Origin of the sequence: Brachybacterium equifaecis, from assembly GCF_023509525.1 — a bacterium.
In the GTDB taxonomy this organism is placed as follows: domain Bacteria; phylum Actinomycetota; class Actinomycetes; order Actinomycetales; family Dermabacteraceae; genus Brachybacterium; species Brachybacterium equifaecis.
Genome location: NZ_JAKNCJ010000013.1, coordinates 27,748 through 54,577 on the forward strand (window position 1 = coordinate 27,748; position 26,830 = coordinate 54,577).

The 26,830-nt window shown below is 71.6% G+C and carries 24 protein-coding genes; 12 read left to right on the forward strand and 12 right to left on the reverse strand.

Annotated elements, in window-relative coordinates; translation table 11 throughout:
• The first annotated feature begins 1 nt into the window (after position 1).
• Positions 2-2,620 (forward strand): ATP-dependent helicase HrpB, encoded by a 2,619-nt coding sequence (hrpB, locus tag Bequi_RS13720; protein WP_249738501.1) that lies wholly within the window; start codon positions 2-4, stop codon positions 2,618-2,620.
• Positions 2,621-2,629: 9 nt separating this feature from the next.
• Here hrpB and Bequi_RS13725 read toward each other — a convergent pair whose 3' ends face one another.
• From Bequi_RS13725 to Bequi_RS13740, 4 genes are all read right to left on the reverse strand, one after another.
• Positions 2,630-3,811, reverse strand: coding sequence for a Fic family protein (locus Bequi_RS13725; protein WP_249738525.1), 1,182 nt, complete (start codon positions 3,809-3,811; stop codon positions 2,630-2,632).
• Between the two features lie 84 nt (positions 3,812-3,895).
• Positions 3,896-4,600 carry an ASCH domain-containing protein gene (locus Bequi_RS13730; protein ID WP_249738502.1) on the reverse strand — a complete coding sequence of 235 codons (705 nt, stop codon included), beginning with the start codon at positions 4,598-4,600 and terminating at the stop codon, positions 3,896-3,898.
• A gap of 42 nt (positions 4,601-4,642) precedes the next feature.
• Positions 4,643-4,897 carry a Txe/YoeB family addiction module toxin gene (locus Bequi_RS13735; RefSeq protein ID WP_249738503.1) on the reverse strand — a complete coding sequence of 85 codons (255 nt, stop codon included), beginning with the start codon at positions 4,895-4,897 and terminating at the stop codon, positions 4,643-4,645.
• On the reverse strand, positions 4,898-5,158 hold the full coding sequence (locus Bequi_RS13740) for a type II toxin-antitoxin system Phd/YefM family antitoxin (RefSeq protein ID WP_249738504.1): 261 nt from the start codon (positions 5,156-5,158) through the stop codon (positions 4,898-4,900).
• Positions 5,159-5,233: 75 nt separating this feature from the next.
• Here Bequi_RS13740 and Bequi_RS13745 point away from each other — a divergent pair, with 75 nt between their 5' ends.
• From Bequi_RS13745 to Bequi_RS13770, 6 genes are all read left to right on the forward strand, one after another.
• Positions 5,234-6,484, forward strand: coding sequence for a methyltransferase domain-containing protein (locus Bequi_RS13745; protein WP_249738505.1), 1,251 nt, complete (start codon positions 5,234-5,236; stop codon positions 6,482-6,484).
• Positions 6,485-6,616: 132 nt separating this feature from the next.
• Positions 6,617-7,129: a hypothetical protein gene (locus Bequi_RS13750; protein WP_249738506.1), complete on the forward strand. Its 513-nt coding sequence runs from the start codon at positions 6,617-6,619 to the stop codon at positions 7,127-7,129.
• Positions 7,130-7,133: 4 nt separating this feature from the next.
• Positions 7,134-8,120: an asparaginase gene (locus Bequi_RS13755; protein WP_249738507.1), complete on the forward strand. Its 987-nt coding sequence runs from the start codon at positions 7,134-7,136 to the stop codon at positions 8,118-8,120.
• Between the two features lie 106 nt (positions 8,121-8,226).
• Entirely contained in the window at positions 8,227-9,144 is a 918-nt protein-coding gene (locus Bequi_RS13760; protein WP_249738508.1) for a sulfurtransferase, read from the forward strand.
• Positions 9,141-9,635, forward strand: coding sequence for a SufE family protein (locus Bequi_RS13765; protein ID WP_249738509.1), 495 nt, complete (start codon positions 9,141-9,143; stop codon positions 9,633-9,635). The genes Bequi_RS13760 and Bequi_RS13765 overlap by 4 nt, the downstream gene beginning before the upstream one ends.
• Before the next feature lie 239 nt (positions 9,636-9,874).
• A complete protein-coding gene (locus Bequi_RS13770; RefSeq protein WP_249738510.1) occupies positions 9,875-11,146 on the forward strand; it encodes an aminotransferase class I/II-fold pyridoxal phosphate-dependent enzyme in 1,272 nt (423 codons plus the stop codon).
• A gap of 113 nt (positions 11,147-11,259) precedes the next feature.
• On the opposite strand, the gene Bequi_RS13775 is transcribed toward Bequi_RS13770, so the two are convergent.
• The 6 genes from Bequi_RS13775 to Bequi_RS13800 all read right to left on the reverse strand — a co-directional run bounded on the left by Bequi_RS13775 (position 11,260) and on the right by Bequi_RS13800 (position 18,555).
• Complete coding sequence (locus Bequi_RS13775; protein ID WP_249738511.1) at positions 11,260-12,252, reverse strand: hypothetical protein; 993 nt, start codon at positions 12,250-12,252, stop codon at positions 11,260-11,262.
• A 213-nt stretch (positions 12,253-12,465) separates the two neighbouring features.
• The gene (locus tag Bequi_RS13780) at positions 12,466-14,607 is read right to left on the reverse strand and encodes a 3-hydroxyacyl-CoA dehydrogenase NAD-binding domain-containing protein (protein WP_249738512.1); all 2,142 of its coding nucleotides are present in this window, start codon (positions 14,605-14,607) and stop codon (positions 12,466-12,468) included.
• Between the two features lie 259 nt (positions 14,608-14,866).
• The gene (locus Bequi_RS13785) at positions 14,867-15,169 is read right to left on the reverse strand and encodes a hypothetical protein (protein ID WP_249738513.1); all 303 of its coding nucleotides are present in this window, start codon (positions 15,167-15,169) and stop codon (positions 14,867-14,869) included.
• A gap of 98 nt (positions 15,170-15,267) precedes the next feature.
• Complete coding sequence (locus Bequi_RS13790) at positions 15,268-15,915, reverse strand: LutC/YkgG family protein (RefSeq protein ID WP_249738514.1); 648 nt, start codon at positions 15,913-15,915, stop codon at positions 15,268-15,270.
• A 1-nt stretch (position 15,916) separates the two neighbouring features.
• Positions 15,917-17,752 (reverse strand): lactate utilization protein B, encoded by a 1,836-nt coding sequence (locus Bequi_RS13795; protein WP_249738515.1) that lies wholly within the window; start codon positions 17,750-17,752, stop codon positions 15,917-15,919.
• Positions 17,749-18,555, reverse strand: coding sequence for a (Fe-S)-binding protein (locus Bequi_RS13800; protein WP_249738516.1), 807 nt, complete (start codon positions 18,553-18,555; stop codon positions 17,749-17,751). The genes Bequi_RS13795 and Bequi_RS13800 overlap by 4 nt, the downstream gene beginning before the upstream one ends.
• A 227-nt stretch (positions 18,556-18,782) precedes the next feature.
• Between Bequi_RS13800 and Bequi_RS13805 the strand changes: the two genes are divergently transcribed.
• Entirely contained in the window at positions 18,783-20,447 is a 1,665-nt protein-coding gene (locus Bequi_RS13805) for an L-lactate permease (protein ID WP_249738517.1), read from the forward strand.
• 91 nt (positions 20,448-20,538) lie between these two features.
• Here the strand turns inward: Bequi_RS13805 and Bequi_RS13810 are convergent, their stop codons facing one another.
• Positions 20,539-21,351 carry a hypothetical protein gene (locus tag Bequi_RS13810; RefSeq protein ID WP_249738518.1) on the reverse strand — a complete coding sequence of 271 codons (813 nt, stop codon included), beginning with the start codon at positions 21,349-21,351 and terminating at the stop codon, positions 20,539-20,541.
• A gap of 293 nt (positions 21,352-21,644) precedes the next feature.
• On the opposite strand from Bequi_RS13810, the gene Bequi_RS13815 reads away from it, so the two are divergent.
• Complete coding sequence (locus Bequi_RS13815; protein WP_249738519.1) at positions 21,645-22,877, forward strand: RNA/DNA-binding domain-containing protein; 1,233 nt, start codon at positions 21,645-21,647, stop codon at positions 22,875-22,877.
• On the opposite strand, the gene Bequi_RS13820 is transcribed toward Bequi_RS13815, so the two are convergent.
• Complete coding sequence (locus Bequi_RS13820) at positions 22,814-23,623, reverse strand: serine hydrolase domain-containing protein (RefSeq protein ID WP_249738520.1); 810 nt, start codon at positions 23,621-23,623, stop codon at positions 22,814-22,816. The genes Bequi_RS13815 and Bequi_RS13820 overlap by 64 nt on opposite strands.
• A 76-nt stretch (positions 23,624-23,699) precedes the next feature.
• Here Bequi_RS13820 and Bequi_RS13825 point away from each other — a divergent pair, with 76 nt between their 5' ends.
• The 3 genes from Bequi_RS13825 (at position 23,700) to Bequi_RS13835 (ending at position 26,716) form a co-directional block, all read left to right on the forward strand.
• Positions 23,700-24,368 (forward strand): hypothetical protein, encoded by a 669-nt coding sequence (locus Bequi_RS13825; RefSeq protein WP_249738521.1) that lies wholly within the window; start codon positions 23,700-23,702, stop codon positions 24,366-24,368.
• A 120-nt stretch (positions 24,369-24,488) separates the two neighbouring features.
• Positions 24,489-26,246 carry an ATP-binding protein gene (locus Bequi_RS13830; protein ID WP_249738522.1) on the forward strand — a complete coding sequence of 586 codons (1,758 nt, stop codon included), beginning with the start codon at positions 24,489-24,491 and terminating at the stop codon, positions 26,244-26,246.
• A 131-nt stretch (positions 26,247-26,377) separates the two neighbouring features.
• The gene (locus Bequi_RS13835) at positions 26,378-26,716 is read left to right on the forward strand and encodes a type I restriction-modification system subunit M N-terminal domain-containing protein (protein ID WP_249738523.1); all 339 of its coding nucleotides are present in this window, start codon (positions 26,378-26,380) and stop codon (positions 26,714-26,716) included.
• The last annotated feature ends 114 nt before the right edge of the window (positions 26,717-26,830 follow it).

Genomic DNA, 26,830 nt, shown 5'->3' on the forward strand with positions numbered 1-26,830 from the left:
CATGCCCGCCCCGCACGCCTTCGACCTCGCCGCCATCGGCGCCGGACTGCCCGTCGCGGGCGCCCGCGCAGAGCTCGAGGCCGGGGCGCGGTCGGGCGCGATGGTCGTCACCGCGCCGCCCGGCACCGGCAAGACCACCTTCGTGCCGCCGCTGCTGGCGAACCTCGTGCCCGGCCAGGTGCTGCTCACCCAGCCCCGCCGCGTGGCCGTGCGCGCCGCGGCGCGGCGCATCGCGCAGCTCGACGGGACCGCGATCGGCGGACCGTCGGGCTTCACCGTGCGCGGGGAGCGGAAGGTCTCCGCGGCCACGCGGATCGAGTCGCTCACCCCGGGCGTGCTGCTGCGGCGCCTGCTCGCGGACCCGGAGCTCGAGGGCATCGGCGCGGTGATCCTGGACGAGGTCCACGAGCGCTCTCTCGATACCGATCTGCTGCTGGGGATGCTCGCCGAGGTGCGGGCTCTGCGGGAGGATCTTCTGGTCGTGGCGATGTCGGCGACGCTGGATGCGGCCGCCGTCGCGGATCTTCTCGGCGGCGCGGCCGTGCTGCACGTGCCCGCCCCGCTGCACCCGCTGCGCATCGACTACGCGCCGAGCGCGGCGCCACGGCTGGATGCGCGCGGGGTGACCCCGGGATTCCTCGACCATGTCGCCGAGGTCGCAGTGCGCTGTCAGCGCGAGGAGGGAGGGGCCGACGGGGGCGGCGCCGGAATGAGCAGCGCTGACGCGCTCGTGTTCCTGCCCTCGGCCCGGGATGTCGATGAGGTGGTGCGGCGCGTGCGCGCTCTCGCCCCGGAGCTCGAGGTGCTTCCTCTGCACGGCCGCCTCTCCCCCGCCGAGCAGGATCGCGCGACCGCGGGCCATGCGTCAGGCCCAGCGCGGATCATCGTCGCGACCGCGCTCGCCGAGAGCTCGCTGACCGTGCCCGGGGTGCGGCTCGTGATCGATGCGGCGCTGTCGCGGGAGGTGCGGCGCGACCAGGGCCGCGACATGACGGGCCTGGTCACCGTGAGCGCCTCGCGCGCGAGCATCGAGCAGCGGGCCGGTCGCGCGGCCCGCCAGGGCCCCGGCCGCGCCGTGCGGCTGTGCACCGAGGCCGACGCCGCGCGCATGCGCCCGTCGGCTCCCCCGGAGATCTCCGCGGCCGACCTCACCGACGCCGCCCTGCTGCTCGCCGCCTGGGGCACGCCGTGGCGGGTGGATGGGAGCGGGACGGCCAGGAGCGAGGAGGTGCGCACGGATCTCGCGCTGCTCACTCCCCCGCCCGCCGCGTCCGTGCTCCAGGCCCTCGAGGTGCTCACCGCGCTCGGGCTCACGGAGGCGGACGGCCGGGCGAGCGCGCTCGGGGCGCGCGTGGCGCAGCTCCCCGTCGGGGTGCGCGAGGCGCGGGCGCTGCTGGAGACCGCTCGCGCGACCGCCGATCCGCGCGGGGCCGCCGAGGTCATCGCCGCGATCTCGGACGACCACCGCACTCGCGGCGCCGACGTGCCCGCGCTGCTGCGCGAGCTGCGCAGTGGGCGCGCGCCCGGGGCGGCGCGCTGGCGGCGGGAGGCGGAGCGCCTTGAGCGGATCGCGCGGCGGGAGCTCGGGGCGAACCGGGCGGGCGAGGGGCCGGGTGCCGTCGGCGCTGATGCGGCGGGCGCGGTCATCGCCCGGGCGCGCCCCGACTGGATCGCCCGGCGCACCGGAGCCGCGAGCCGGTCATACCTGCTCGCGAGCGGCACACGCGCCGCGCTGCCCGAGGGGTCCGGTCTGATCGGCAGCGCGTGGCTCGCGATCAGCGAGGTGCAGCGCGCCGAGGGGCGTGCGGCCGACGGCACCGGCGCCGTGATCCGCGCGGCCGCACCCCTCGACGCAGACGACGCCCTCGGGATCGGGAGTGCCCTGCTGCGCGAGGAGCGGATCGCGCGAGTGGAGGACGGCGCCGTGCGCGTTCGCGCACAGCGGCGGCTCGGCGCGATCGTGCTGGCCGATACGCCCGTCGGCGCCCGCGAGGAGGACCTCGCGCCCGCCTTCGCCGCGCACCTGCGGGAGACGGGGCTCGAGGCCCTGACCTGGAGCGATGCCGCGAAGAGCCTGCGCGGGCGGCTGGGACTGATCCACCGGGAGCTCGGCGCGCCGTGGCCCGCGATGGACGATGCCGCGCTGCTCGATCGGCTCCACGAATGGCTCGGGCCCGATCTCGCCCGTCTGCGACCTGGCGGCTCGCTGCGCGGCATCGACGTGACCACGGCGCTGCAGCGTCTGCTGCCCTGGCCCGAGGCCGCGCGCCTCGGAGAACTGGCGCCCGAACGGCTGGCTGTGCCGTCGGGCGGAAGCGCCCGGATCGACTACCCGGCTCCGGATGCAGAAGACGGCCGCCCCGTCGTCGCGGTGAAGCTGCAGGAGCTGTTCGGCCTCTCCGTCACCCCGCGCCTGGTCGACGGGCGCGTGCCCGTGCTCTTCCACCTGCTCTCGCCCGCCCGCCGGCCCCTCGCGGTCACCGACGATCTCGAGTCGTTCTGGAACGGGCCGTATCAGCAGGTGCGCAAGGAGATGCGGGGGCGCTACCCGAAGCACCCGTGGCCGGAGGATCCGTGGACCGCGGTCGCGACGGCGCGGGTGACGCGGGGGCGGGGGTGAGGAGGGTCCTCAGCTAGCGGCGCTCGCGGGCACCAGCCGCCCGCCGCGCCGCAGCATCCGATAGGGATCCTCTGCCTCCTCGAAGCGAGCTGCTGCCTGTGCCTGCACCCCGTCGATCCAGGCGGCGAGGTCATCGGCCGGGCTGTACCAGGTGCCCCGCTTCTGTCCGTGCCGCTTCAGCAGACCGGCGTCGACCAGGGCGTTCAGCTCTCGCGATGCGACGTTCGCGCTGACCTCCGCGAGATCCCGGTACGTCGCGTTGCGGATCCTCCAGCCGGAGAGCGCCAGTTCCATCGCCGCCGAGCTGCGCGCGGGCATGTGGCCGGCATCGACCAGCTCGTCCACCTTCTCGGCGATCCGGTCGAGCACCCAGATCCGTCTCTGCACCGTGCGCACCTGCCGGTAGTGGGCCGCCAGCACGAACTCGATCCACTCCGAGGCGTCCCGCTGCGGCGACCACTGGCCACCCCCGACCCGCGCCAGGACGTCGTAGTAGGCCTGGGCACTGCGGCCCAGATGCTCCTCGATGCTGACGAGCTCGGCCTCATCGACCTGCTCCCGGTAGAGCATGAAGGACTGCACGATCCGGGCCATGCGGCCGTTGCCGTCGGCGAAGGGATGGATCATCACGAGGTTCAGGTGGGCCATCGCCCCCTGCAGGAGCGGATGGACCCCGCTTCCTGCGAGCCGCGCGAGATCCTGCGTGTACTCGGCCATCAGGCCTGGAACGTCCGCCGGCTCGGGGCCCGCGTAGACCACCTCACGAGCATCGTCGTCCCGCACGAAGATCTCGCCTCTGCGGTACTCCCCGGGCCGACGATCCAGGTCATAGCTCTGCACCATGAAGTGCAGTGCCAGCAGCGTCGACTCGTCCAGGGGCGCTCCAGGTCGCCGGGCGACGGCGTGGAGATACGTCATCGCGTCGCTGTACCCCTTGACCGCGAGCCAGGTGGGATCGATGGACACCTGGTCCGATTCTCCGCTGACGATCGCGAGGGCTTCATCATCGGTGACCTCGATGCCCTCGATGCTGTTGGAGCCCCGCACCGCACGGGCAAGGCTCTGCCGGCGCAGGGTGCCGCGCCAGCGACGGGGCCGCGACAGCGAGAACCGCAGAGCCTGGCGCATCTCATCGATCGCTGCCAGGACCTGGGCATCGGCCTCGCTCAGCTCGGGAAGCGCGAAGAGCATTCGGGTCACCTCGTCAGTTATTAACTGACATGGAGCGTACGTACGCTATGCCCGGCGGTCAACGAACGACGGCCCGTCTGCGGGTCAGCCCTCCCCCTCCAGGCGGAATCGGACGACCTCCACGACCGCGTCGTCTCGGATCTCGGGATAGTGAGTGCGCAGCAGGTCCTGGAGCTCGGCCGCCGTCTCGCACCCTTCCCGCTGGGCATCCTCATCGGTGATCTGATCGAAGCGCTTCGGGGTCACGGAGTCGACGCTGGCGCGCAGCCTCCTGTACCCCTCGTCGAACTCGAAGAGCAGCCACGCCGGCCCCGCAGCGCAGGGCTCGTCGAAGCGCGTGGTCGCCGTCTTTGTGCCATCGAGGACCGCCTCGTAATAGCGCGGGTGGAAGCGGATGATCCGGCCCAGCGCATCCGCGGCAACGGTGTACGAGTAGGGCAGCAGCTTCCGCACCGGCACTGCCGCGAGGGTTCCATCGATCGGGAGGATGACGTCGCAGTCGGGATGCTGGTCGAGGAGCACCTGTCGGCAGCGCCCGCACGGCGGGATCGCGCCGCGCCCGACGTCGGCCACCGCCACCATCGTGACGAGCGGCGCCCCGGCGGCTTGGCCGAGAGCCGTGAGCTTGGCGCACGGCCCGCCAGTGAAGTGGAAGACGTTCACGCCGGTATGGATCCGTCCCTCGGTGTCCATCGCGGCCGCCGCCACGGTGTGGAGGTCATTTCCGGTGAGACGGTCGAGCTCCTGGAGCGCCGCGTCCACCACGCGCTGCTGCTGGCGAGTGATCATGCGGCGAGTCTGGCATGCGGAACGCGCTGCGCGGCACCTGCCTCAGTAGTGATAGCGGGCCTGCAGGATCACAAGGTCCTCGCCGTCGACGAGATAGACGAGCCTGTGCTCATCGGTGATGCGCCTCGACCACGATCCCTGCGCGCCGTACTTGAGCTGCTCGGGCTTGCCGATCCCCGAGAACGGCTCCCGCAGGCACGCGTCGATGAGGGTGTTGATGCGCTTCAGCACTCTTCGATCAGCTGTCTGCCAGTGCGTGTAGTCCTCCCAGGCGGATGCGTCCCAGACCAGGCGCACTCAGTCGTCCTCGTCAGAGCGGTCGAGCTCGTGCACCTGGGTCTTCCCGGCGCGGGCGCGGTCGTAGGCGTCGAGGAGGCGACGGGCGTTGGCGGGCGAGCGGAACAGGTACGCGGTCTCCTGCCAGGCGGCGTACTCGTCGGCCGGCATAAGGACGGCATTGCCCTTGCGGGAGACGATCTCGACGGCGTCGCGATCCTCGTTCACGCGCTCGATGAGCGGGAACAGAGTCTTGCGCGCCTCGCTTGCGCTGATCGACATGGTGCGGGCCCCTTCCTGCTGTGAACTGGTACGGGGTAACGGTACCACTCAGGGTGCAGCCCCTAGACTCCCCGGGTGCAGTGCCACCACTTCGATGCCGGACGCTGCCGCTCCTGCACGCTGATCCGCGTGCCCCACGAGCGGCAGATCAGCGACGCCGAAGCGCGCTATCGGGAGCTGCTCGCCCCCTTCGCCGCGGCGGGGGCCGACGTGTGGGGCGCTCCCGTGACCAGCGCGGACTCCCGCTTCCGAGCGACCGCGAAGATGGTCGTCACCGGCACGGCGGCCGAGCCCGTCCTCGGCATCCTGCCGGAGCCCGGCACAGGCCCCGGCGGCAGCGGCGAGGGTCCGGGCTCGGACCTCGTGGACTGCCCCCTCTACCTGCCCGGCGTCGAGGAGCTGCTCGAGGGCGTGCGCGCCCTCATCCGCCGCGCGCAGGTGCCGCCGTACAGCGTCGCCCGGCGCCGCGGCGAGCTGAAGAACGTGCTGGTCACGACCTCCCCTGCCGGGGAGCACATGCTCCGCCTCGTGCTGCGCACAGGCGCACCCCTGCCCCGGATCCGCGAGCACCTCCCCGCGCTGCTCGCCGCGCAGCCCTCCCTGCGCGTGGTCACCGCGAACCTCCACCCCGAGCACAAGGCCGTGCTCACCGGGCCCGAGGAGATCCACCTCGCCGGCGAGCACGCTCTGCTGATGCGGATGGATGGCCTCGGGCCGGGCGCAGAGGTCGACCTGCGCGTGCGCCCGGGCTCCTTCGTCCAGACGAACACAGCCGTGGCCGCCGCCTTGTATGCGCAGGTGGGACGCTGGATCGCGCAGCTGCGCCCGGCGCGCGTGTGGGACCTGTACTGCGGCGTCGGCGGGTTCGCGCTGCACTGCGCCCGGGCTCTGGAGGGCACCGCGGCAGGCGACCGGGTCGAGATCGCAGGCGTAAAGATCCCGGACGTCGAGATCACGGGCGTGGAGATCTCCCGGGAGGCCATCGCCTCCGCACAGGAGACCGCCGCCGACTCCCCTCTCACCGGCTCCCGCCTCGCCTTCCATGCGGCCGACGCGACCTCCTGGGCGATCGAGCAGGCCGAGCGCACCGGGCCGCCGGAGGCGATCATCGTGAACCCGCCGCGCCGCGGCATCGGCGAGCGCCTCGCCGCTTTCCTCGAGGGCTCCGGGGTCCCGCACCTCATCTATTCGAGCTGCAACCCGGCGACCCTCGCCGCCGATCTCGCCGCGATGCCCTCGTACCGCATCACGGCCGCGCGACTGGTCGACATGTTCCCCCACACCGGTCACGACGAGATGCTCGTGCGCCTGGAGCGGGCGCTCTGAGCGCGAGAGGAGACGGGCCCGATCCGTCGGGCCTCGTTCGTCGGCCGGATGTGCCAGAGTTGGGCGGTGAGCACGCGCCGGCGACCGACCGGCCCCACGAACCCGCAGGCCCCACGAACCAGGAGCACGACGATGAGCACCCAGATGAGCACTGACTCCCGCACCGCCGCGGTGCAGCAGCCCGGGCCGAAGCCGCTGCTGGCCGGCCTCTTCGCCGACCAGATGGCGCGGCTGGGCCTGTCCACCGCGACTCAGCGCCACACCGGTGCGATGCCGACCGTCCTCATCGATCCCGCGCGTGCCACCGGCGCTCTGGCCGCCGAGCTGCGCGGTGTGATCGTCCAGCTCAACGGCGCGGAGGTCTGGGGGCCCTTCGAGTCCGCGCGCAGCACGGGCGACGGCTTCTTCGAGATCGTCCTCGGCGACCGCACCGTCCGCACCGAGGCCCAGGACCGCCTCGCGGTGAGCGGCAGCGCGTACGCAGAGGCCGGCGGCAAGCCCGTCGTGCAGTACGCCGCCGCTCCCGTCGCGGATCGCGCCTACGCCGGCGGCGCCATGGACGTGGCCTTCGAGGCGCGCGACGACGCAGGCGCCACGGCTCCCCTGCGCGCCAGCGTCCTGGAGGACGGCTCCCATCGCCGCTGACGCCGTGACGGTGCTGTCGCTCGGCGGCACCATCTTCATGACGGCCGACGAGACGGGCAGCCGCGCCACCCCTGACGCCGCGAACGCGCAGGTCGCGGCGTCGGCTCAGGCGCTCGTGCCGGGCATCGCCCTCACCCACCGGGCGATCGCGAACGTCGGCTCTCCATCGGTCCGGCCGGCGCACCTCGCGGCCGTCCTCGAGGCGGCGCGCGAGGCCGTGCGCGCGGGTGCGCGCGGGGTGGTGCTCACCCACGGCACGGACACGCTGGAGGAGTCGGCATACCTGCTGAACCGTTACTGGGACGAGGACGCCCCGCTCGTGCTGACCGGCGCGATGCGCCCCGCGAACGCTCCGGGGGCCGACGGGCCCGCGAACCTGCGCGACGCGGTGCGCGCGGCCGCCTCCGACGCCGTGCGCGGTCTCGGCGTGCTCGTGGCGTTCGACGGCGCCCTGCACCTCGCCGATCGCGTCACCAAGGGATCCTCCCGCTCGGTCTCCGCGTTCGCCTCCGAGCCGGGCGGCCCGCTCGCCCTGGTCGACGGCGCGCAGGTGCAGCTGCTGCGCCGGCCCGTCAGCCCGCGGCCCGTGCCGCTGGGCGCTGACCTGCCGGAGTCCCTTCCGCGCGTGCCCGTGATCGCGCTCGGCCTCGGAGACGACGGGGAGCTGCTCGACCAGATCGCCCCGGGTGCGATCGCCGGGCTCGTGGTGATCGGCTCCGGGATGGGCCACGTGAGCGCCCCCGCCGTGCCGCGGCTCGCAGCGCTCACGGAGGCCGGGGTGCCGGTGGTGGTCGCGACCCGCATCCCCCGCGGCGGCACCTCCACGCACCACTACGACTACCCGGGATCCGAGGTCGACCTGATCGCCCGGGGCTGCACCATGGCCGGGCTGCTGCGCCCTGCCCAGGCCCGCCTGCTGCTGCAGGCGGCGCTCGCGGCGGGCGGCGGCTCGGGTGCGGCAGCCGCCGCGTTCGCGCCCTTCGCCTCGTAGCGAACACCCCTGCTGTGCGCGTCACCCCGGCGTGACGCGCACAGGCGGGGCAGGCAGACTCGAGGGACGAACCGCTTCCGACGCCAGATCCCCCGAGGTGATCCCTGTGCCAGCCCCTCTCGACCCCGCCCCCGACTTCGCCGACTACGCGCATCCCGAGAAGCTGGTGAGCACGGCCTGGCTCGCCGAGCACCTCGACCTCGTGGGCACGGAGGACCTCGCGGTCGTCGAGTCCGACGAGGACGTCCTGCTGTACGCGACCGGGCACATCCCCGGCGCCGTGGGCATCGACTGGCACCTCGACCTCAACGACCCGGTCACGCGCGACTACGTGAGCCCCGAGGCGTTCGCCGCGCTCATGGAGCGCAGCGGCATCACCCCGGAGACGACGATCGTGGTCTACGGCGACAAGTCCAACTGGTGGGCCGCGTACGCCCTGTGGGTGTTCGAGCTGTTCGGCCACGCCGACGTGCGCCTGCTCGACGGCGGCCGCGCCGCCTGGCAGGCCGAGGGTCGCGAGCTCACCCGTGAGGAGCCCTCCCCCGCCCCGGCCCCCTACCCGGTGCCGACGCGCAGCGACGCCCCGATCCGCGCGTTCCGCGAGGACGTGCTCGGCTTCCTCGGCGGCCAGCTCATCGACGTGCGCTCCCCGCAGGAGTACAGCGGCGAGCGCCTCCACATGCCCGATTACCCCCAGGAGGGGGCCGTCCGCGGCGGCCACATCCCCGGGGCGCGCTCGGTGCCGTGGGCGAAGGCCGCCCGCGAGGACGGCCGCTTCCGCTCGCGCGCGGAGCTCGAGCAGATCTACCTGACCGAGCAGGGCATGGACCCTGCCGAGCCCGTCATCGCCTACTGCCGTATCGGCGAGCGCTCCAGCCACTCCTGGTTCGTGCTCACCTACCTGCTGGGCTTCGCCAGCGCCCGCAACTACGACGGCTCGTGGACCGAGTGGGGCAACGGCGTGGGGCTGCCGATCGCGATCGGCGAGGAGCCCGGCGAGATCCCCGCAGGAGCGCGGCGATGAGCGCGGGCGCTGAGGGCACGGGCGCACGCGGCGCGGAGACCACGGGCGCTGTGCCGGCGGCGCTGGCGGAGATCGCAGAGGACTTCCGGGCGATGGCCCCGAAGGACCGCCTGCAGCTGCTGCTCGAGTTCTCCGACGGGCTCCCTGAGCTGCCGGAGCGGTACCGGGAGCACCCGGAGCTGCTGGAGGGCGTCCCCGAGTGCCAGTCCCCGATCTTCCTGCTCACCGAGGTCGGGGGCACCGGAGCGGACGCCCCCGTGCGCCTGTTCTTCTCCGCTCCCCCGGAAGCGCCGACGACGCGCGGCTTCGCGGGCATCCTCGCCGAGGGCCTCGACGCTCTGAGCGCCGCCGAGGTCGCGGGCGTCCCCGCGGACATCACCGAGGAGATGGGGCTCGCGGAGGTAGTCTCGCCGCTGCGGCTGCGCGGCATGGCCGCGATGCTGGGCCGGATCCAGCGCCAGGTGCGCGAGAAGGCACAGCTCGGGGGCTGACGGGCTGAGCCCTGAGAACAGACGAGCGGCCCGCGCTGCACCAAGGTGCGTGCGCGGGCCGCTGCCGCTCGGCGTCTCGGACCCCCACCCAAGACGCCAGTGCCAGGCCGAGGCCTTACACCCCGGGAGTCTAGGCAGGATCGCGCGTCCGGATCGGCCACCCGCGCAGTTGCGAGAACGTTTCCGCAGGTCGGGGGCTCGCCGTAACTTTTCACCGCCCCACCTGCGACACTGCCTGCATGGACGCCCCTCCCGCATCACCGCTCCCCGCGACGTCGGCCCTCCCCTGGCAGCGCGCCGCAGCGGGCGCTGGGCTGCTCGCCGGATCCGTCCCGCAGCCGACGATCTTCGCGCGGATGTCGGCGCGCGCGGCGCAGCTCGGGGCCATGAATCTCGGCCAGGGCTTCCCCGACACCGATCCGCCCGCTGCCGTCGCCGACGCCGCCGTGCGCGCGATCCGCGAGGGCGTGAACCAGTACCCGCCGGGACCGGGCGCCCCCGCCCTGCGCGCGGCCATCGCCGAGCACCAGCGGCGCTTCTACGGACTGGACGTCGACCCCGCGACCGACGTGCTCGTGACCACCGGGGCGACCGAGGCGCTCGCCTCCGCGATCCTCGGCCTCGTGCGCCCCGGCGATGAGGTCCTGACACTCGCCCCCTGGTACGACGCCTACGGGGCGCTCATCGCGCTGGCCGGCGGGATCCACCGCACCGTGGCGATCCGGGAGCTGGGCGAGGAGGGCGGCGATGGCCGGGCGAGGGGCGTGCGCCTCGGCGTGGACCTCGAGGAGCTGCGCTGCGCGTTCACCGACCGCACGCGCCTGGTCATCGTGAACTCCCCGCACAATCCCACCGGCATCGTGCTCGATCCGGCGGTGCTCTCCGCGATCGTCGAGGAGGCGACCGCGCACGACGCCCTGATCCTCACCGACGAGGTCTACGAGCACCTCGTGCTCGAGGGCGCGCACGTGCCGGTCGCGACGCTCCCCAGGGCGCGCGAGCGGACCATCACCGTCTCCTCCGCGGGCAAGACGTTCTCGGTGACGGGCTGGAAGATCGGCTGGGCGTGCGCGCCGGCGCCGCTGATCGCCGCGATCACCGGCATCAAGCAGTGGCTGACGTTCACCAGCGGCGCCCCGTTCCAGGGCGCGGTCGCGGCCGGCCTGGCCCTGCCGGATGCGGACTACGCGGAGATCCGCGAGGACCTGCGCGCCCGGCGCGACCTGCTCGTCGCAGGGCTGCGCGACATCGGCGCGCGCGTCAGCGTGCCGGACGCCGGCTACTTCGTGCTGGCCGACCTCTCACCGCTCGGGGCGCAGGACGCCGCGGAGCTCTGCGAGCGCCTGCCGGAGGAGGCGGGGGTCGTCGCGATCCCCGTGAGCGCGTTCCTGCGGCCCGGCGAGGGCGATCATCTGCGCAGCTGGGTGCGGTTCGCATTCTGCAAGGACCGCGAGACGCTGCGGGAAGCCATCAGCCGGCTCGAGCACTGGGCGCAGACGCAGCAGGGCTGACGCGGCGGGAGCGTCAGCGCGCGGAGGCGTCAGCGGGAGGACGTGTCAGCGTTGGGCAGATGTCAGCGCTGGGCAGATGTCAGCGCTGGGCAGATGTCAGCGCTGGGCAGGTGTCAGCGCTGTGCAGGCAGGCGGCCGAACACCATCACGGGCTCGCCGTCGATGCTCGAGTGCAGCGCTCCGTGCCAGACGCCGTCGGCCCCGCCGTCGGGCGTGCCGGTGAGCACGCAGGTCGCCTGCGCGCCGCCGCTCTCGAGAGTGCACACGGCCGTGGGCATCTGGGTGATCTCGCCGTCCGCGACCTGGGAGAGCAGCGCGCCCTGGACGAGGGACTGCTCGATCTGCGCCGGAGCGACCTCTGTGAGCACGGTGACCGGTTCGAGCTGCGCGTCGCGGACCGGCGCGAGGATCACGGGAACGCCCGTGGGGAGCGTCATGGGGGCGGTGGCGCTGCCGGGGGCCCGTGTGAGCAGCAGGCTGTGCGCATACGGCGCCGGGGCCAGCAGCAGCTGCGAGGTGCTCGCCTGGACGGCGGGATCCGCGGGGAGCAGCTGGCAGGTGATCGCCCCCTGCGCCATGGAGACGGCCTGGTTGCACTGGGTGCTGAACTCGGCCCCGCCGAGGTGGACGGTGTGCGTGGACTCCATCTGGGAGAGATCGTTCGCCTCGACGCGGGTCTGCCCCTCGTAGAGGACCTCCCCGAGGAGCGTGCTGGCGCTCTGCCCCTCCGGGGCGGGCCAGCTCGGCTCCGTCAGGAGCGTCCCCGACCAGGTCGCGGGGATGACGGGAGCGCCTCCGGACTCGAGGCCGGCATCCGTCGGCCCGACGGTGTCGCTCGCGGATTCCGATGCCGGGCGGGTGCTTCGCGGCGCGGACGTCTCCGAGGGCCAAGCGGCACTGGAGGCCTCCGGCGCCGCAGTGGCCGCTTCCGAGGAGGGCTCCTGCGCGGTCGCGGTGCCGGCGGTGGCCTCCGTGGGCGTGCGCTCGTAGGTCGTCGCCGTGCCGCAGCCGGCGAGCGCGAGGACCGCCGCCGCCGCTGCTGCCGCTCCGCGAGCGCGCACCATCGCGGCTCGAGGGCGCAGAGCGCTCGCGGCGGTTCGGCTCATCGGCAGGAGACCTTCCGGGCGGATCGCGGGAGTGCGGACGGGGCGCCGTCGGGGGCGCCCATGGGGGCAGACTGCCCGTCACTTTACCTGCCCTTGGGGTCCGACGGGCTGTGAAATCGGACAGATCGCCCGGTCTGGCGGCGGCCCCGCCTCTCGGAATGAGACGGGGCCGCAGGCCAGGGGCGCATTCGCGGGGTCACCGCGCGCCTCGGATCAGTGCGCGAACCGCTCCCCGTGGAAACGGGAACCGGTGGCATCCTGCGCCGCACCGCACTGATCGAGGTACGGCGTGAGGCCGCCGCGATGGCGCGGGTACCCGGCGCCGAGGATCATCGCGAGGTCGATCTGCTCAGGCCGCTCCACGACCCCCTCGGACAGCATCAGGCCGACCTCCTCCGCCAGGCCCCGCTGCACGGCGGCGAGCAGATCCGGGCCGACGGGCGCGCCCGCGCCCGTCTCTTCGGCGCCCTCGTTCGCGGCGGCGAACACGGGGGCGACCTCGTCGCTGACGGCGGGGTGCACCTGGTCCTTCGCCCGCACGGTGAACGACTTCTTCTGCTCCACCATCGCCGCCAGGCCCTTCGAGATCGGGAAGCGCGTGGTGCCGAGCTCCTCTGCGAGCACCCGGCCGACGTGGTCCGCCACGCCCGTGCCGACGAGATCGAGCAGGGCGAAGGGGCGCATCGGCAGGCCCATCTCGTCGATCGAGGCGTCGACCTCGGCCGGATCCGCGCCCGCATCCACGGAGGCGAGCACCTCGCAGAGCACGCGGAACAGCAGGCGGTTCACGATGAACCCGGGGGCGTCGGCCGACTCCACCGCGAACTTGCGGCAGCGGCGCACCACCTCGCGACCGGTCGCGAGGGTGACCTCGTTCGTGGCGGGGGCGTTGATCACCTCCACGAGCGGCATCTTCGCGACGGGGTTGAAGAAGTGCAGTCCGACGACGCGCTCGGGGTGCGCGAGATCCGCGCTCATCGCCGCGACCGAGAGCGAGGAGGTGTTCGTGACGAGGAGCGCGTCCTCGGCGAGGACCCCTTCGAGCTCGGCGAACACGGACTTCTTGATCGCGAGGACCTCGGGGACCGCTTCGAGCACGAGGTCGCAGTCGGCGAGATCGGCGACGTCGACCGTCGCGGAGAGGAGGCCGGCGACCTGCTGGGCGGCGTCCTCGGTCAGCGCGCCCTTGGCGGCGGCCTGCGCGATGACCTCGCGGGCGTGCGCCAGGCCCTTCTGCGCGATCTGCTCATCGAGGTCGCGCAGCACCACGGGAACCTGCAGTCCGAGGGCGAGCTGCGCGGCGATCTGGCTGGCCATGAGGCCAGCGCCGGCGACGCCGACCTTCCGGATCGCGCGGGCGCCCTCCACGGGGGTGCGTCCGGGCTTGCCGCGGCGCAGCAGCTCTGCGGCATACAGCGATCCGGCGGCGCCGTCGCTCGCGACGAGCTCGAGGAGTCCCTCGGCCTCAGCGGCGAGCGCCTCGGGGAGCGTGCGACCGGGCAGGGCGTCGAGGAGGCCGACGGCGCGCGAGAGCGCGGGCGCTCCGGCCTCGCGCATGCGCTGTGCCCATTCGCGGCGGCTCTCGGCCGGGCTGTGGGGCGCGTCGAGCGCCGCGCGCAGGGCGCGGGCCTCCTCGGAATCGGCAGCAGGGATCGGGTCGGGACGGGCCGAGGGCTCGAGGTCGCCCGCGGCCATGCGCGCGGCGAGCACGTCGAGGGCGGCGTCGAGGTCGCCCGCGAGGGCATCGACGAGCCCGAGCTCCTGCGCGGCGGAGGCGCTGAGCTGCGTGTCGCGCGCGGGATCCTCGAGGATCATCCGCACGCCGTTCTCGGGGCCGACGACGCTGGTCAGGAGCGTGGTGCCGCCCCAGCCGGGGAGGATGCCGAGGCTGGTCTCGGGCACGCCGATGCCCCGCACGCCCGGGGCGGCGGTGCGGATGTCGGCCATGAGGGCGACCTCGAGGCCGCCGCCGAGGGTCGCGCCGTTCAGGTGCGCGAGGACCGGGACGGGGATCGCGCGCATCGCGACCTGGAGGGCGTGGGCGCGGTCGGTCATCGCGGAGACGGCGCGGGAGGCGGTGTCGTCGGCGAACATCGCGAGATCCGCGCCGGCGAGGAAGACGCGGTCCGTGCCGGTGAGGGCGAGGGCCTGGATCTCGCCGGCCTCGGCCCGGGAGATCGCCGTCTCGAGCGCGCGGGCGATCGCCTCGAGGGACTGCGGGCCGAGGGTGGCCGGGCGCGAGGAGCCCTCCTGCGGCGCGAACGTCAGGACGGCGACGGTGCCGATGCCCTCGTGCGCGCGATCCTCGGCGAGGACTCGGGTGACGTGCTCGGTGTAGGTGCTCTGGTTGCCCATGGGGCTGCTCTGCCTCTCCGCGATCGGTCATCGGCGGCAGTATGTGGTACCGCCGGTCTCAGGCAGATCATGCCCCAGGGAGCGGGGGGCGGCAAGGCGGGGCGGGCGGCGGGGAGGCACGTCGGCTCGAGTCGTTCGCCATCCGTCGGCGCACGCAGAGGCCCGCTCCGGTACCTCTCGCGCGCGGGAAAGGTACCTGAGCGGGCCGGAGACCTGCAGATTCGGAGGGGGGCTGGCCAGGTGATGCCGGGCGGCGGTGTCAGCTGCCGTTGACGATGGCGGCGATGCCGCCCATCCCGGCGACCGCCACGATCACCGCGATCAGGACGACCCAGATCAGGAGCATCGCACCGTTGAGGATGATCCCCCACAGCGCGCGGCCCTGGGCGAGCGGCTCACGGCGCCGCGAGGAGACGCCGAGGTACAGGCCGATCACAGGGGCGAGCACGAACCAGCCCGCGAGAACCGAGCAGATGCCCAGGACCAGGCTCGCTGTGCCGCGGCCGGTGCCGGTCTGCTGGTAGGCGGGGATGGAGGTGGGGGCTCCATGGGTGGGGGTCATGCGGTGTTTTCCTCTCGTGGTCGATGCGCGCACGGGAGCGTGCGCCTGCGTCCACGATTCTCCCGCGATCTCCGCACCCTCTGGGAATCGCGCAAGGCTCAGTCCTTCAGGATGATGACGTCCAGCTTCCGCGGTCCGTGCACTCCTTCGACGCGCTGCAGCTCGATGTCTGACGTGGCCGAGGGCCCCGAGAACATGGTGACCGGGCGCTCCGGGTCCACGCGCGCGAGCGCCTGCGGCAGCAGCTCCACGATGCTGCCGGCGGGCACCACGCAGATGTGGTGGTCGGGCACGAGCGAGATCGCGCGGCGGCCCTCGTCGGGGGCGCTGGTGAGGAAGATCGTCCCCGTCTCGGAGCAGGAGACCGTCGAGGAGGTCAGCACCGCGTCGGTCGCATCGAGCTCGGCGTCGCTGAGCACGGCGCCCTCCCCGTCGGCGCGCCACTGCCAGAAGCCGCCCTCGGGGAGCCAGGAGCGGTCGATCACCACGGGGATCACGCACGTGCGGGCCTCCCCCAGCAGCTCGGCGATCCGAGCCGGGAGCGTCTGGCGGGTCTCCACGAACGCGCGCGCCCGGTAGTCCTCGAGCCGGTCGATGAGCTGCTCGCGCACCGCGTCGGCGCTGAGTGCGCCCTCGCGCTGGTAGCGGCGGGAGGGGACGGGCGGCGTCGGCGCGCCTCCGAGGGCCCCGCGGATGCGGGCGAGGATCTCGCTCTTCGCGCTGGGCGTGCTGTCGCTGCTGCTCATCTCAGGCCTCCCCGTCCTGCTCGGTGCCGCGCGCGTAGTCGGCGAGGGTACGGCCCGTGGCCTCCTCGCGCTGGATCTGCTCGCGCTCGACGGCGAGCAGCCGCGAGTACAGATCGCCGTCCTCCCCGCGATCGTCGACCGCCGGGGCCGACGGCGCCCCGCCCTCCGCGGCGGCTCCGCCGTCCTCGGGCGCGGGGTCCGCGGAGGACGGGCCCTGTCCGTCGGCCCCCGTGAAGCGCTCGTGGAGGCGCTGCGCGGCGCCGCGGTTCTCCTCGATCAGCGCGAGCACGTCGACCGCCGTGCCGTCGGGCCGACGGCGGTCTGCCTTCGGCCGATTCTTCTTCCACCAGTGGCGGAACGCCTCGCTGGGCGGGGCGTCGATGTCGCGATACTTCGTCCAGCCGCCGATGAGGCCGGGCAGGGTGGAGATCACCTGGTCGCGGCCCGCGACGAGCTTTCCGGCAGGCAGGCCGCGCTCGGCGAGGCCCATGCGGGTGCCGGAGGCGAACATCGCCTTCGCGGCCAGCATGATCGCGTCCATCTGGTCGGGAGCGCTGCGGCGGGCGGGTTTCGCGCCGCCGGGGGCGTCCTCGGCCTTGCCGTGCTTGGCGTCGACGTCCTCCGCGCGCAGGTGCACGAGCACCTCGGGGATGTTGATCTTCACCGGGCACACGTCATAGCAGGCCCCGCAGAGCGAGGAGGCGTACGGCAGGGAGCTGTTCTTCCCGGCGTGGATGCCCGTGAGCTGCGGGGAGAGGATCGCGCCGATCGGGCCGGGGTAGACCGAGCCGTAGGCGTGACCGCCCGTCTTCTCGAACACGGGGCACACGTTCAGGCAGGCCGAGCAGCGGATGCAGTGCAGGGCCTGGCGACCCACCTCGTCGCGCAGCACCTCCGTGCGCCCGTTGTCCAGCAGGATGACGTGCAGGTTCTGGGGGCCGTCGCCCGGGGTGACCCCGCTCCACATCGAGGTGTACGGATTCATCCGCTCGCCCGTCGAGGAGCGCGGCAGGAGCTGGAGGAACACCTCGAGATCGGCGAAGGTCGGCAGCACCTTCTCGATGCCCATCAGCGTGATGAGGGTGTCGGGCATGGTCAGGCACATGCGGCCGTTGCCCTCGGACTCCACGATCGTCAGCGTGCCCGTCTCGGCGATCCCGAAGTTCGCCCCGGAGATCGCGACGCGATTGCGGAAGAACATCTCCCGCAGCCGCACGCGGGAGGCCTCGGCGAGCTCGGCGGGATCGTCGCTGAGGTCGGGGCTGACGCCCGGGATCTCGCGGCGGAAGATGTCGCGCACCTCGGTGCGGTTGCGGTGGATCGCGGGCACGAGGATGTGGCTCGGGGTGTCGTGGCCCAGCTGCACGATCGCCTCGGCGAGATCGGTCTCGATCGCCGTGATCCCGTGCTCCTCGAGGTGCTCGTTGAGCCCGGTCTCCTGGGTCGCCATCGACTTGATCTTGTTGACCTCGGTGACGCCCTCGGCGCGGATCAGATCGAGCACGATGCGGTTGGCCTCATCGGCGTCGCGGGCCCAATGCACGTGGCCGCCGCGCGCGGTGAACTCCGCCTCGAAGCGCTCCAGCAGCTCGGGCAGGTTCGCGAGCACGTTCTGCTTGATCTCGGATCCGGCCGTGCGCAGCTGCTGCCAGTCGTCCTTCTCGCCGACGACGATCGCGCGCTTGGTGCGGATTTTATGCATCGCCATGTCGAGGTTGCCGCGCAGGGTGGGGTTCGCGAGCTCGCGGGGCGCTCGGTCCGGGAAGGACTCTGCGGCGATGATGTTGCCGCTGCCGTAGGCGCGGATCCCGGGCATGCCGAGGGAGACGGTGCTCATGCGCGCCCCCGTCCGGTCTCGGCGAGCGCCACCGGGCCGCTCACCTGCAGGCGGTTCTCCCGGGTGCTCGCGAGGATCTGGGCGAAGTGGAGGGTGCTGACGGGGATCTGCTCGCGGCTGAGCGCCCCGCCGATGTTCATCAGGCACGAGACGTCGCCGCCCGCGCACACGCGCGCGCCGGTGCGCTCGATGTTCCTGATCTTCGAGTCGACCATCGCCCCGGAGGTGTCGGCGTTCTTGAAGGAGAAGGTGCCGCCGAACCCGCAGCACTCCTCCAGCCCCGGCAGCTCGGTGAACTGCACGCCCTCGACGGTGCGCACCAGATCGGACTGGCGCGAGCCGAGCTTCATGTGCCGCATGCCGTGGCAGCTCGAGTGGAAGGTGACGGTCTCGGGGAAGTAGGAGCCGAGCTGCGCGGCCGCATCCGTGACGCCGAGGACGTCGATCAGCAGCTTCGAGAGCTCGAAGGTGCGGCCGGCGACCTCCTCGGCCGCCTCGGCGAGCGCCTCATCGCCGGCGCGCCGACAGACCATCGGCTGCTGGTGCTGCAGGGAGACGACGCAGCTGGCCGACGGGGCGACCGCGACGTCGTAGTCCCAGGAGGAGAACGCCTTCACGTGGTTCTTCACGATCGCATGGGCGTCATCGAGGTAGCCGGAGTTGACGTGCATCTGGGAGCAGCAGGTCTGCCCCGGGGGGAAGACCACCTCGTGCCCCAGGCGCTCGAGGATCTCGACGGTGGCGCGGGCGACGCGCGGATACATCGCGTCCACGATGCAGGTGCTGAACAGGGCGATGCGCATGGGCTGCCTTCTCCGGTCGGGGCGAACGACGGGTGAGCGGATCCCGGGCGGGCCGGCAGCGTTCGCCGATCACGGGGGGAGGCCAACGCTACACTCTGGTCCCACCGCGGCAATGCAGGATCGCCCCGCTCCTCCGAGACCCCTGCATCCGTTCCCCACCACCGGCATCGACGGCGATGTCCCGCCCCCTCGGCGGGCGCGGCCGATCGCGCACGAGGAGACGATCCGTGGACACCTTCACCCCATCGACCGAGGCCGTGGCCGGATCGACCGCGCTGTCCGCGCTGGTCTCGACGATCCCGCTGCTGACCTTCTTCATCCTCCTGATCGGCCTGCGCCTGCGCACGCACACCGCGGCCGCCCTCTCCCTGCTCGCGGCGCTGCTCGTCGCGATGATCGGCTTCGGCATGCCGATCGCGCTCGCGCTGATGTCGGCGACGCAGGGCGCGGCGTTCGGCGCCTTCCCGATCGTCTACATCATCGTGGGCGCCCTGTGGTTCTACGAGCTGACGGTGCGCTCGGGCCGCTTCGAGGATCTGCGCCTGACCTTCGACCGCATCGGCGGCGGCGACGTGCGCATCCAGGCGATCCTGATCGCCTTCTGTTTCGGCGGCCTCCTCGAGGCGCTCGCGGGCTTCGGCGCGCCGGTCGCGATCACCGCGACGATGATCCTCGCGCTCGGCGTGAAGCCGCTGCGCGCGGCCGTCGCCGTGCTGCTCGCGAACACCGCGCCGGTCGCCTTCGGCGCCGTCGCCATCCCGATCACCACCGCCGGCGCACTCACGGGCGAGGATCCCGCGGTGATCGGCGCGATCGTCGGCCATCAGGCGCCCTTCCTGGCCCTCGTCGTCCCGACGATCCTGCTGTGGGTGCTGGACGGCTGGAAGGGTGTGAAGGATGTCTGGCCGGTCGCGATCGTCGCCGGCATCTCCTTCGCCGCCGCGCAGTGGTGGTCCTCCAACCACTTCTCCTACGAGCTCACCGACGTCGTCGCCTGCCTCGTGTCCCTCGGCGCGGTGGTGCTGTTCCTGCAGGTCTGGAAGCCCCGCGGGGCCGCCGGCTATCGCCAGCGCAACGGCATCGAGGAGCCGGAGCCGTCGGCGCGGCTGAAGCCGGGCCGGGTGTGGATGGCGATCCTGCCCTACCTCGTTGTCGTCGCGGTGTTCGGCATCGGCAAGCTGTGGACCCTCGGCATCGACATCCCCGCGCTCCTGGCCAGCACCGATCTGAAGCTCCACTGGCCGGTGACCGACGGCGCCATCGTGAACGCCGCCGGGGAGCCGATCTCCGGCACCGTCTACAAGCTGACGTGGCTCTCGAGCCCGGGCACGCTGCTCGTCATCGCGGGCCTCATCATGACCCTCGTCTACACGGTCTTCACCGAGAACGGGCGCTACCGACTGGGCTTCGGGGCCGCGCTCGACGTCGCGGGGGCCTGCCTCTACCGCATGCGCTGGTCGGCGCTGACGATCATGCTGGTGCTCGCGCTCGCGTACGTCATGAACTTCTCCGGGCAGACGATCGCGATCGGCACGTTCCTCGCCTCCCTCGGCGGGATCTTCGCCTTCCTCTCGCCGACCCTCGGCTGGGTGGGCACGGCCGTGACCGGCTCGGACACCTCTGCCAACGCCCTGTTCTCGAACCTGCAGCACACCGCCGCCACCAACGCCGGCCTGGATCCGAACCTGCTGCTGGCGGCCAACACCAGCGGCGGCGTGGTCGGCAAGATGATCTCCCCGCAGTCCCTCACCATCGCGGCGACCGCCGTGAAGCTCGAGGGCCAGGAGTCGGAGATCTTCAAGAAGGTGCTGCCCTGGTCGCTCGGCTTCCTGCTGGTGGTCTGCACCTTGGTCTACCTGCAGAGCACGGTGCTGAGCTGGATGGTCGGCTGAGCCGGGCGATCCGAGCAGAGAGGGCTCCCGCGGCGATCAGTCGCTGCGGGAGCCCTCTCGCGTCCGACGGGCGGGCAGGGCCCGCGCCTGCTCACTCTCCGGCGATGAACAGCGGATCCGCTCCGAGCGGCGCGATCGAGTACTGGACGCCGCCCTCGGCCTCCTCCGGCACCATGAGCAGCACGGTCCCGGAGCCGGACTCGCCGTCGCCGAGCCCGCCGATCTCGCGCACAGAATCGGCGGGGATCGCGCGCACGTCGGCGTCGCTGGTGCTCTCGCCGTCGGTCTCGGCGGTCACCCAGATGTCCTCGAAGGGGTCCACGACCCCCTCGCCCTCGACGCTCACCTCGAGGGCGATCTGCGTGTAGTGGGTGCCGTGGTCGGCCGGCGGGTTCTCGGGATCCGCGTCGGCTACGAGCGCGTCGGCGTCCTCGTCGATCCCCGAGACGACCACGCGCACGGTGCCGCCCTCGGGGGTCGGCCAGGTGAGGACGTCGCCGACGGCCGCGGGCTGCTCCTCGGTGCCGGCCTCCGGCTTCTCGGTGCCGTCGGCCCCGGTGACGGTCCCGCTGGGAGGCAGGAAGTCCCAGGGGCTCTCGGCCTCCGGTGCACCGGGCGCCGAGGCGCTCGCCGCCGACTCGCCGAGGAAATACATCGCCGCGCCGGTGCCGCCGACGATCGGGAGGCCGAGGACTGCGACGGCCGCGAGGGCGATCCAGGGGCTCAGCCCGCGGCGCGGCGGAGACAGCGGCTCCTGCTGCGCCTGCGCGAAGGCGCTGGCCTGCGCGGAGGTCGAGGCGGCGGCCGACTGGGGCTCGCGGGCAGGCTCGGGAGTCGGCGCGGACGGCACGTGCGGCGCCGGCGGCTCGGACGGCGGCAGGGCGGCGGGCGGAACGGATGACATGGCATGACTCCCTGGACTGGACGACGACTGGAATCTACCCGGCGCTCCTGTCGAGGAGCGTGCGACTTCCGTCGGCAGGGCGCGCGACCTCGGGCCAGAGGGCTGGGGGCGGGGCGGAGTGCTCGGCGCGGCGGGCAGGTCGGTGGGCTCAGGGCGGTGGGCTCGGGCTCCTGCGGGTCTGATCCCGGGTCCGCCTGGGGTCTGAGGCTGGGCACGGAGCAGTTGTTGCGCGAGTAGTTGTCAGTTGTTTTGTAGTTGTTAAAATTACTGACCACCAACTCTAGGCTCGAGGCATGTCCACTCCCGCTCCGCCGCCCGATGCCGCGATCGACAGGGTCGTTCCCGATGAGGTCGCTCTCGCGCTGCGCGCGATCCTCGACGGAGCGATGGCCGACAGCCTCGAGGGCCAGCACCTCGACTTCACCGAGGACCCGGCGCGAGCGGCTCGACCCGCGGGGAATCCCGATGCCCGCCTCGCCGAGATCGTGCTGGACACCGCCATCTGCTTCGCCAATGCCGACGGCGAATCGCACGTGATCCTCGGCGTCGCCGACAGGACCGCCGGCCCGGCCGCATTCACCGGGACCGACGCCGATCCGGACCTGCTGCGCCGGCGCATCTTCGACCGCACTCAGCCGAACCTCTCCGTCGAGATCCGCGAGTTCCACGTGGGAGAGGTGCGTCTGCTCGACATCCGGGTGCCGCAGGGGCTGTCGGTCTACAGCCGGAAGAACATGGCCGCTAGCCGTCGCGAGGGCACTTCGTGCGTGCCTCTCACCGACGACCTGCGCCAGCAGATCGGCTTCGAGCGCGCCAATCCGGACCTGACGGCTCGCCCCACCGCCCTGAGCATCAGTGATCTCGACCCCGGCGCGATCGCGCACGCCCGCCGTCTGCTGGAGCAGCGCGAGCCGGACAGGCCCGCGGCTTCGGACCTCGACGTCCTGCGGCGCATGGGAGTCATCGACGGCCACGGAAGGCTCCTGCGGGCCGCTCAGGTCCTGCTGGGTCGCTCAGAAGCGCACGATTTCATCGCCCGGCATCTGTGGCGGCGCGCCCCCGGCGGAGAGCCCTCGGCAACGGGGTACCGAGGCCCCATGCTCGAGGCGATGGCCGCCATGCGCGACCGCGTGGAGACTCTCCGCGACCCGGAGGCGGCCCGCGTGGAGCTGCCCACGGGGCAGGAGGTGCCGATCCCGAACTTCCCCGCGCAGGCCATCGACGAGTCCGTCTCCAACGCCTTCATCCATCGCGATTGGTCCTCATCCCTGCCGATCGTGGTGGATCAGTCCCCCGTGGCCCTCTCGGTCATCTCTCCGGGCGGGCTGCCCCGAGGAGTCGACGCGGACCGTCTGCTCAGCACCCCGTCGCGACCCCGCAACCTGGTGCTGATGCGGGCGCTCCACACCCTGGGCCTCGCGGAGGAGACCTCGCGCGGATTCGACCGTTTATGGCACGGGTGTCAGCGAGGTTGCGGATCGCGGTTCAGTTTCGCTGCGATCCGGTCTGCGGTTCCCACCCGGTAGCCAAGTGTGTGCACGACGACCGTGGTCGCTCCGTGGTCGTCGAACCCTACGAACGATCCCTGATCACGGTTATGTCCGTTGTGCCACCACAGCCCCCGTGAGCGCACCCATCCGACGGGGCGGTGCTCTACCCAGGGCGCGGTGGCCATTCTCTGGGCGTACCGACACAGATCCTCGAAGGTGCTGAGGAGCCCTCCCGTACCGACGAACGGGCCGGTGTCGACCCATGTTGAGCGAATGCCACCGCCCCAGGTTCGGAGCTGCACGATGCGCTGGGGGTCGTGGTGTGTTGTTGCCTGGTCCAGGCCTAAAGGGTCGAGAACCAGCGCACTGGCCAGGCTTGCCCAATCTCTCCCCGTCACCTTCTCTAACGCGCGCGTGAGGACTGCATAGCCGAGGTTCGAGTAGCTCCAGATTCCGAGTGTGCCGTCGTGCATCGTCCCGAGCTGTGGCACCACGTTTTCGTCAAAGAATGCCGTAGTGAAATGGGCATACGGGTCGAGAGCGGTCAGTGGCGTGCCTGGGGGTAATGAGGGCAGGCCGGAGGTGTGCGCGATGAGCGATGAGACATCAACCCACTCTGGTAGCTGCGAACCTGGCAGATACGCAGTCACGGGCGCTGCTAAGTCAATTTCGCCTGCCAGTGCGAGGCGGGAGGCGATCTGTGCTGTCACCGTCTTTGTGACTGATCCCCACTCCAGCAGCATCGGGGACCGCTGTAGGTAACCGATGGACTTTGCCTTCATGGCACCGTGGCGGCGCACTTCGTATGCCCTGCTTCGATCACGGACCGCCAAGCTCACGAGACCCACCTTCTAACCGATGCTGGAGCGCCCCACTGTGCCAGGGCTCCCTGTGCCGTCGCTGCTCGATCCGATGGCGCGAACATGCACCGCCAACGACCGCATGTGGGTCTCGATGCTCAGCAGCGGACGCACCCCGCCCACCATCGACGCCGACGACTTCCAGTTCGCCGTCACGTTCACCGCGGGCCGGGCGGACGACGAGTTCGTCCGCTGGGTCGCTGCACTGAGCTCCCATGGATTCCCGCGGGAGCAGGTGCGCTCGCTGAGCGCTCTGAGCACCCTGAAGCACTTGGAGAGCGCCCCGACGATCTCCGCGCAGACGGCGTCCCGGCTGCTCCAGGTCGGCCGAGACGAAGCTGCCGCTCAGCTGGAATGGCTGAGCGTCGTCGGTCTCCTCGCCCCAGCGCAGGATCCCCGCGAATGGCAACTCTCCGGCACCGCCCGCGATGCACTCGGCCAGGTGGGAGGATCAGCCCCGCTCGCAGGAGCGATCGAGCAGTGGATCCTCGAGGCCGTCGAATCCCAGCGCGCGGTGAGCAATCGCGACGTCGTGCGCGCGACCGGCGCATCGGGCCGCGAGGTCACGAGCGTGCTGCGCTACCTCGCTGATACGCATCGGATCGAGAAGGATCCCGACGGCCCGGCGCGCGGCGTGGGGGTGCGGTGGATCCAGCGGGAGGGGTGAGGGCTCGGGCCCGCTGCCTGCGCAGATCCCGAGACGCGCGACCGGCCCTTCGCTGCAGACCTTTGCAGAGTTTTACCCTAGGATGAGACCCGGTAGCATGTAAAAACTCGGAGGAAACGCATGATCGACCTCGTCGACACGCTCGAGCAGATCCGCAGCGGCACTGCAGCCTCCGAGCTCGAAGGTCCGGAGCTCGACTTCAAGACCGTCGGCCGATCCACTTCCGATGCGCTTGTGGACCTGGCTCAGGCGGCCGCCTGCTTCGCCAACTCTGCCGGCGGCACCATCATCGTCGGCGTCAAGGACTCCCCCGGCGGCCCTGACGCGTTCATCGGCTGCGAACTCGACCCTGTCCGGACCGTCGCACGAATCTACGAGCTCACCAATCCCGCACTCAATGTCATCGCCGAAGCAGAGCAGTTCGATGGCACGCACCTCCTCGTGATCCATGTCCCCGCCAGCCCCGAGATCCACCAGGTCAAGGGCATCGCCACCGAGCGAATCGGCAGCTCCTGCCATCCGATGACCGCCTCGCGGATCGCCACCCTCCTGCAGGACCGCCGGGGTGACGACTGGTCCGCCAAGGACTCAGGCAAGAGCCCCGACGACGCATCCCCGATCGCGGTCGAGATCGCTCGTGACCTCCTTCGCGCTTCCACCGACGGGGAGCGGCGCTCATGGGCGGAAGCCAGCTGGCCCGACCTGTGCCGTCGGCTCGGGATCCTGATCGATGGGCGGCTCACCAATGGCGGCCGTTCGCTCTTCGTCGACGACGGTGCGCCCCACGTGCAATACACCCACCGCGTGTCCACGGCCGGACTCCTCGGCGCGAATGAGCAGATCTCAGGATCAGGCCTCTGGGCCCTTCAGCGCACACTCGAAATGATCGATGCTCGTATCCAGCGCACAGCCATCGTCATCCCGGGCGGAGCGCAGCTGCTGATCGGAGAGCTTCCGGACGGAGCTGTCCGCGAAGCGGTTGTCAACGCCTTCATGCACCGCGACTATCGGCAAGCGCTGCCTGTTCAGGTGGAGCAGACCGAGCAGCAGCTCCGTCTCACATCCCCGGGCGGCTTCGTGCCAGGTGTCACCGTGGACAACATCCTGACCACTCCGAGCCGAAGTCGCAATCCTTCCCTGGTGCAGGCACTTCGCTCACTGAGCCTCGGTGAGGCGGCAGGGGTGGGCGTGGACCGCATGTACTCCGCCATGACCTCGGTAGGACATGCACCTCCGCAGTTCTCCACCGATGGATTCACAGTCACCATCAATCTCTTCGGCGGCCCTCCCAATGAGCCCTTCGCTCGCTACGTCTCCGGCATGCCCGCTAACCGCCGCCACGATCCCGACACGCTCCTCGTGCTGCGCCACTTGCTCGAGCAGCGCACGACGACTGCCCAGAAGATGGCCCCGATCCTTCAGAAGTCGAAAGACGAAGCCGAAGCCATCCTCATGGGGCTCTCTGCACCAGGCTCAGCACTCATCGAGCGCACAGCGGACTCCGCACACAGCCGCTCAGGCGAATACCGGCTGACGGGCGACACCATCCGCGAACTAGGGCCAGCGGTCAGGTACCGCACTCGATCCGGGGATGACACTGCCCGCAAGATCACCGAGATGGTGAGAGAAGCTGGGGTGATCACCGGTCGGATGGTTCAAACCATGTTCGACATCAAGCCGACATCTGCGTCGCGCATCCTTTCCGACCTGGTCGATCGCAGGATCCTGGTGAAGACCAGCACCGCGAGCCGCGGGCCCTCCGTCACGTACGGCCCGGGCGATGCCTTCCCGACGAGCAATCGACGAGCTTCCCGCGGCCGGGACAACGGCAACCCGGCCCAGCCGACCCTCGATGACGTCGACGTGCAAGGGGAGTGAACCTCCGCTCATCGCAACCGCAACGGGGTCGCGCTGCCGCGGCATGCACTGGCCGCAGGTGAGCCCTTGTGCGGCGCCGGTGCCCTAGCCTGAGACCCACCATCAGTGCCGACGAAGCGAGCCTCTCCCCCGTGTTCAACCACGCTCAGTTCATCTGGAACGCAGCAGACATCCTGCGCAGCACGTACAAGCAGCACCAGTACGGGGATGTGATCCTGCCGTTCACTGTGCTGGCCAGACTGGATGCAGTGCTCGCGCCGACGAAGGACGCCGTGGTGGCACACCTGGAGGGCTTCGACCGGGATCGAATGCCCCCTGCGGCGATGCTGAAGACGAGGGCAAACCACCCGTACTCCTTCTTTAACTGGTCGCGCCACGACCTGCGCAGCCTGCAGGGCGATCCCGACAACCTCGAGGAGAACCTGCGCGACTACGTGAACTCGTTCTCCGAGAACGTGCGGGGCGCTTGACCCCTGATCGTGGACACGCTGATTCCAGCACGAGGCTGGGGAAGCGAGAATCCAAGGGATGGCTAGGAAGAATTACACGGACGAGTTCCGCCAGCGGGCGGTGGATTTGTACGA